The 5596-nt window shown below is 47.3% G+C and carries 7 protein-coding genes and 1 tRNA gene; 4 read left to right on the forward strand and 4 right to left on the reverse strand.

Going from position 1 to position 5596, the window contains the following annotated elements:
• Window positions 1–17: 17 nt before the first annotated feature.
• Window positions 18–90: transfer RNA gene (locus tag WCO51_09065), tRNA-Glu, on the reverse strand.
• A 125-nt stretch (window positions 91–215) separates the two neighbouring features.
• Here WCO51_09065 and rpsT point away from each other — a divergent pair.
• Entirely contained in the window at window positions 216–497 is a 282-nt protein-coding gene (rpsT, locus tag WCO51_09070; GenBank protein ID MEI6513410.1) for a 30S ribosomal protein S20, read from the forward strand.
• Here the strand turns inward: rpsT and holA are convergent.
• On the reverse strand, window positions 463–1644 hold the full coding sequence (gene holA / locus WCO51_09075; GenBank protein ID MEI6513411.1) for a DNA polymerase III subunit delta: 1182 nt from the start codon (window positions 1642–1644) through the stop codon (window positions 463–465). The two genes, rpsT and holA, sit on opposite strands and share 35 nt — an antisense overlap.
• On the reverse strand, window positions 1644–2216 hold the full coding sequence (locus WCO51_09080) for a hypothetical protein (protein ID MEI6513412.1): 573 nt from the start codon (window positions 2214–2216) through the stop codon (window positions 1644–1646). Before WCO51_09080 ends, holA begins: the two co-directional genes overlap by 1 nt.
• A gap of 264 nt (window positions 2217–2480) precedes the next feature.
• On the opposite strand from WCO51_09080, the gene WCO51_09085 reads away from it, so the two are divergent.
• The 3 genes from WCO51_09085 to WCO51_09095 all read left to right on the forward strand — a co-directional run bounded on the left by WCO51_09085 (window position 2481) and on the right by WCO51_09095 (window position 4800).
• The gene (locus WCO51_09085; GenBank protein ID MEI6513413.1) at window positions 2481–2852 is read left to right on the forward strand and encodes a cupin domain-containing protein; all 372 of its coding nucleotides are present in this window, start codon (window positions 2481–2483) and stop codon (window positions 2850–2852) included.
• 8 nt (window positions 2853–2860) lie between these two features.
• A complete protein-coding gene (locus tag WCO51_09090; protein MEI6513414.1) occupies window positions 2861–3709 on the forward strand; it encodes a spermine synthase in 849 nt (282 codons plus the stop codon).
• A gap of 200 nt (window positions 3710–3909) precedes the next feature.
• Window positions 3910–4800, forward strand: a complete 891-nt coding sequence (locus tag WCO51_09095) for a DUF1559 domain-containing protein (protein ID MEI6513415.1) — start codon at window positions 3910–3912, stop codon at window positions 4798–4800.
• A 130-nt stretch (window positions 4801–4930) separates the two neighbouring features.
• Here the strand turns inward: WCO51_09095 and WCO51_09100 are convergent.
• On the reverse strand, window positions 4931–5596 hold a 666-nt coding region (locus tag WCO51_09100; GenBank protein ID MEI6513416.1), incomplete at its 5' end, for an inorganic phosphate transporter.

Raw genomic sequence — 5596 nt, forward strand, 5'->3', positions numbered from 1 at the left:
GAGGCCGCCTGTTTGAGTACCCCGTAGGGGATTCGAACCCCTGATCCCCTGGCTGAGAACCAGGTATCCTAACCGCTAGACGAACGGGGCTTGTCGCGGAGATTAGTTTTACCCCGCGTTTATATGCCATGTCAAGTTAAGCAGATGAAAGAACCTTGCGTTCAGCATACTTGGTGTGCTAGAATTAAGCCCTGTTTTCATAGGAGGTTTTGAGAGTGGCGAATATTCGTTCAATGAAAAAAGATTTGCGGCGCAACGAAAAAAGAAGGTTGCGCAACCAGGCTACAAAGTCAGCGATAAAGACCTTTGTACGCCGTGTCCGTACTGCCATTAAAGGCGGAGATCCGGTAGTTACCGGGCAAGAAATGAAGATTGCTGTTAGTGTGATCGACAAGGCTTATGAGCGAGGAATTATTCACCGCAATACAGCTGCCCGTCGCAAGTCGCGATTGATGAAAGCGGCTAATAAGATGGTGCCGGTTGGTTCGAAGAGCTAATTCCGCATAGCGCCACTACAAGGCGCTCGAGCGTATCGTTCGCATTGAGCGATGGGGAAATCCCTTTCAAAGCCATATCGGTTTCAAGTAAAAGTCGGAGCGCTTTTCTCAACTGAACGAGAGTAAAGCGCCCCGCTTGCTTTTTTATACGACCTTCAAAATAAGGCTGACGCGCCAATAGTGAGAGCACATTCGGTTCGCGAGGCAACAATTCAGCCACTTCCGTCGGCACATTTTGAGTGCGAGACAATGGGTAACGAATATCCATCAGCGCCCGAGCTTGCCAAAGCAATCTGAACTGTCTTCCCATGAGCGGCAACACACTTCGTAAAGCCACTGTTTGAGGCGATTCCGTTCCTCCCAGCATCAATCGCAATTGACTAAGAGCATCCCCCAATCGTCCTTCGGCAATAGCATCCACCAAAGAAAAGATGCGAGCGATTCGAGAGGGAGTGACCACCTGGTCAAGGTCATATTCTGTGACTTCCGGCTGCGATCCGACAAAGAAAAGGGCTTTCTCAAGTTCAGCCGATGCAATGCCGTAATCACCATCCACAAGCGCCATTAGATGTTTGGAGGCATCGGGTGAGAGCTTCTTTCCTGCCGCTTCGGCCATTTGGAGAAGTTGTTTAGCGGCGCTATCCCCTTTTAACTCTGGGAAGCTGATGAGCGTGGCACATTCTTTCGCTGCTGTCTCCAATAAGGTCGTTACGGCTTTCAGCTTCTTTTGCAGATCGGTGTCGTCATTCTGTTCATCAACGCATATAAAAACAACGCAAGCCAAATCGGGGAGGATTGAAACAGGGGTATCCGTTACTTTTTTCTTTTTCGACCCGGTGACTTTTGTGGCATAGCCTAACGCATTGGCAAGACGTTGTGCTTCCTCTAAGGGTAGGCGTTGAGCCTCACGGATCATGATTAATCTTCTTGGAGCTTCAAATGGAATAGTTTGGGCAGAAGCGAGTATCGAAGAAGCGGTCGCTGACTTGCCCTCGAAGGTTTCTTCATCAAACCGCGCATCACCTAAGGCGAATGCACGAATCTTCTCTAGAATAGGCCCTCTAAGACGAATATCACCCCCAGAGAGAACAAAGCATTTGTCCTCGGGTAAGGGTTGAGTTTCAAGTTTTGAATAGAGGATTTCCATTATTTAAATATGTCAGTATAGGTTTGAGTATAAGCTGAATTCGCAATGAAGACCTTTACTAGATTCACAATATTCGGGTTGCGTTCGATAGCGGTCCGAATAGTATTTGCAGCTAACTCAGGGCCTGTGCGTTTTTGGAAGTAGTTGAACTCATCGGTGAAGTCAGGAACAAGCATGCTTTGGGCTTTCAACTGCTCAGCGACCTTAAAAATAGCGTTTAAGCTGAGGTTTAGAAGCTCAGGATTGGTCAGTTTGTTCTCATCAAAGATATTGGCGAGGATCATGTGCTTTGCCGGCCCCTGATCAAGAGCAATTGCTTGGGCTTCTCCCGTATTTAAAGGTGGCAGCTCATTAATACGGTCTTGAATATCCCATGTGCATGCATCTCGTATCATTTTGTTGAAAGGGTCGCCAATAAAGCGAGTCCGATCAACCAGTACGACAACCGCATCAGCCTTGACACTTCTAATTTTTGAGCCAGGGAGGGAGTAAATTTCAATTCGACAATTTCCCACACGACTCTTCTGAGTCGGGCGTGGATTTGGTTCCAACAAAGCGATTATTGCCTTCACATCCTTCCCCCTGCCTAATCGCATCATTATACCAGTAAAGGCAAAAGGCTGAATTCCGGACCCCTCGCCTTACTCAGGGCGGGGGCGGGGATGAGAAGGGGGGGGCGTGTTATTGCGAGGCGGGTTGTGCTGAAGCAACCTCCTCTAATACTTTCCAAACAGATTCCATGCCTTCGGGGTGTTTGAGATACTGGATTGTGTTTCGATCTGGTCACTAAAACCCATCACCTATCCCCCTCTTCAACAGGTAAAATCAATACTATCATGTACGTAAAACATACAAATCAGTGTCTTGAAATAACAGTTGGGGGGCATACTCAGCTTCGGGAGTTGCTTCATCATGAACATGACATGGGGGTTCAAATTGGCTTTGGGCTGTCATGGGCTAAAGTTGCCCCGGGGGAGGAATCGACCCTTCGGAAAGTGCTTTCCGGTGAAGTCTATTACATCTTGTCCGGCAAGGGACGTGTCTATGGAGCTGGCCTGGAGTATAGCGTGTCAGAAGGAAGCATAATCTACTTCTCGCCAGGTGAGAGCCAGAATTTAGTGAATACGGGGGATATGGATTTAACTTTTATTGTGATCCTCGATTCCGCTTACTCAACAGATGATGCCATCGTCGAGCCGATGGATTAGCCCATACCATGAAACTTCCTATTGTCCTGTCATACTTTCAGGTCGAAGCGATTCTGCGAACAAAAGCAGAAGGGAAGACATCAGCTCAAACTTCTACGGATCTTGGCATAACCAGCGAGGGAGTCGTGATATCGCCCGAGGGGGTTTTGTTTGCGAATGGGGAGAGTTTGGGCTGGGGGCAGATTAAAGAGATTGGCGAAGCGAATCGGAAATGTTTCACCGTCGAGAATAACTCTATCCACGAGATTCAGATATTCTCTGAGGACACAGATTGGGTTCGAAGTTTAGCGCCAACCAAAGGCGCTCCCACAATGCTGGTTTCGGGCATCCCTATGCACCGCATTAAAGAGACCGACCCTATTACGGACACCCTTACCAAGATAAAAGCCATCGAGCCAATAGTCGGCCGAGTACTCGATACTGCGACAGGGCTTGGATATACTGCCATTGAAGCTGCTAAAACGGCTGATGAAGTGGTTACGGTCGAACTCGATCCTGCGGATTTAGAGATAGCGCGTTTCAATCCTTGGTCGCAAGCGCTTTTCGATAACCCGAAAATAATTCAGATTGTCGGCGATTCATTCGAAGTCATAAAATCGATGGAGGACAGCTTCTTTACACGGATAATCCACGATCCGCCCACCTTTAGCCTTGCCGGTGAATTGTACTCACAGGAATTCTATTGTCAGCTTTTAAGAGTTTTGCGTAAAGGCGGGCGTCTTTTCCACTATATCGGCGATCCAGAAAGCCAATTAGGCAAGAGGACTACTCCGGGAGTAATCCGACGGCTTCAAGAAGCAGGCTTTGCCCGTGTTGTTCGACATCCCGAAGCATTTGGCGTAGTTGCCTTTAAGTAAGTACTCTAAGTTTTGAAAAAATTACCGAAAATGAAGTTAGTAGGTTAGCGAGAAAAGACAACCGATTGCCATAGGGGTCTATTGGAAGCCGTAATATGATTTAGCCTCATTATTAAGCTACTTTTACTTGACAAACCTACTAGGTAGTGTTATTATGGTATACGTGCGTGAAGCTCCACATTTTTTATTGGAGGTTTTATATGTTTATTCCTAAACGACATTCAAAAAGAGCATTTACTCTGATCGAACTCTTAGTGGTTATTGCTATTATTGTTATCCTTGCTGCGATACTCTTTCCTGTCTTCGCCGCCGCCCGAGAGAAGGCACGTCAGACTGCGTGTATTTCCAACTTGAAACAACTTGGCGCAGCGTTTATGGGATATATTAACGATTGGGACCGTTTCCCCTATGTGGGTAATAATGGAGAACCCAATCGGGGGTCGCAACGTTGGGGCTGGGTCTGTTCCGGTAACTTTGGTGAGTGCTGGACAAATGATGTTCAACCCAACCCGCTTAATCCTGTAAGTCCATGTGGTTTTTATCCGAATGAGATTGCCAACCCGAAAGCCGGCGCCCTTTGGCCCTTAATTAAGAATATGGGGGTCTACAAGTGTCCATCTTATGGTCGCGTAACAGTGAATGTTACCGGTGGCGGATGTGGCCAAGCTGTTGCCGGGTCTTATGTTTATCGGGGATATACCTTTAATGGCGCTAAAAGGTTCGATGGCAGCAAGGTTTGGAGTTCTTATGGGATGAATGATGGCCTGATGGCTACCCCCCCTGGGCAACCTCCTTACATGCCTTATAAGTACGCTAATATCACATACCCTGCTGATACCTTTGTGCTTTATGATGAGAATCCTGAAACCATTAATGATGCCCAGGTAATGCCAAATCTACAGGATGAACCTGGCACATTGCACTCAAAAATTACGGTCCAACTTATGGCAGATGGGCATGTGATGAACTTGGACTACGGTTTAGTAGGCTCCCAGGGATTCAATAACTGTGGTCCGTATTTCTGCTACTGGTTAGGTAATAGAAAATATATAAAAGCAAGAGATACCCGATTTCCTTGCTTTTGTCAGTAGTCTTGAAATCTAATTGAAGAAGCCAAGTTTTAAACTTGATCGAATACTGGATAAAACCTTTAGTTGAAAAATAACAATACAGTTCGCTCCTTTATAGGGGCGAACTGTATTGTTATTGGAGAGTTATTACCTAATGAACCCCTGAGAGTTTTAAGCCTTCGTAGACTAATGCAGCGACTGTTCCGGAGGCGGGGATTGTTAAAACCCAGGCGATGACCATGCTTCTTGCTAATCCCCAACGAACGGCTGAGAGGCGTTTGGATGAGCCAACCCCGAAGATACTTCCTGAGATGACATGAGTAGTGCTGACCGGCATGCCGAGGTGGCTGGCTGTTATTATGACCGCTGCCGCGCTTGTTTCAGCGGCAAAACCATGCACTGGCTCTAAGCGGATGATGCGGTGTCCCATGGTCTTGATGATGCGATAACCGCCAGCCGAGGTGCCTAGGGCCATCGCTGTCGCACAAGCCAGCATGACCCATTTGGGAACCTCTGCCGTAGGGAGAAGGTGTGCGCTAAGAAGAGCCATCGTAATAATGCCCATGCTTTTCTGGGCATCATTTTGGCCATGTGAAAAGGCCATTGCGGCTGCTGATACCAATTGAAGCCTACGAAATGAAGCGCTTATCCGCCCAGGCTGCGTGTTCTTGAAAACAAAGAAAATTATTCCCATTATGAGGAAACCCACAGCGAAACCTGCGATAGGAGAGGCAATAAGGGGGATGAGAACTTTATTACGTAAACCTTCCCACTGGATGACCTTTAGCCCTCCGTGAACAAATGCCGCTCCGATTAA

Source organism: bacterium (genome assembly GCA_037131655.1).
Taxonomy (GTDB): domain Bacteria; phylum Armatimonadota; class Fimbriimonadia; order Fimbriimonadales; family JBAXQP01; genus JBAXQP01.

Coding starts and splice junctions, on each gene's coding strand:
- holA (MEI6513411.1), bottom strand. CDS start 1,644: ATGGAAATCCTCTATTCAAAACTTGAAACTCAACCCTTACCCGAGGAC.
- WCO51_09085 (MEI6513413.1), top strand. CDS start 2,481: ATGTACGTAAAACATACAAATCAGTGTCTTGAAATAACAGTTGGGGGG.
- WCO51_09090 (MEI6513414.1), top strand. CDS start 2,861: ATGAAACTTCCTATTGTCCTGTCATACTTTCAGGTCGAAGCGATTCTG.
- WCO51_09095 (MEI6513415.1), top strand. CDS start 3,910: ATGTTTATTCCTAAACGACATTCAAAAAGAGCATTTACTCTGATCGAA.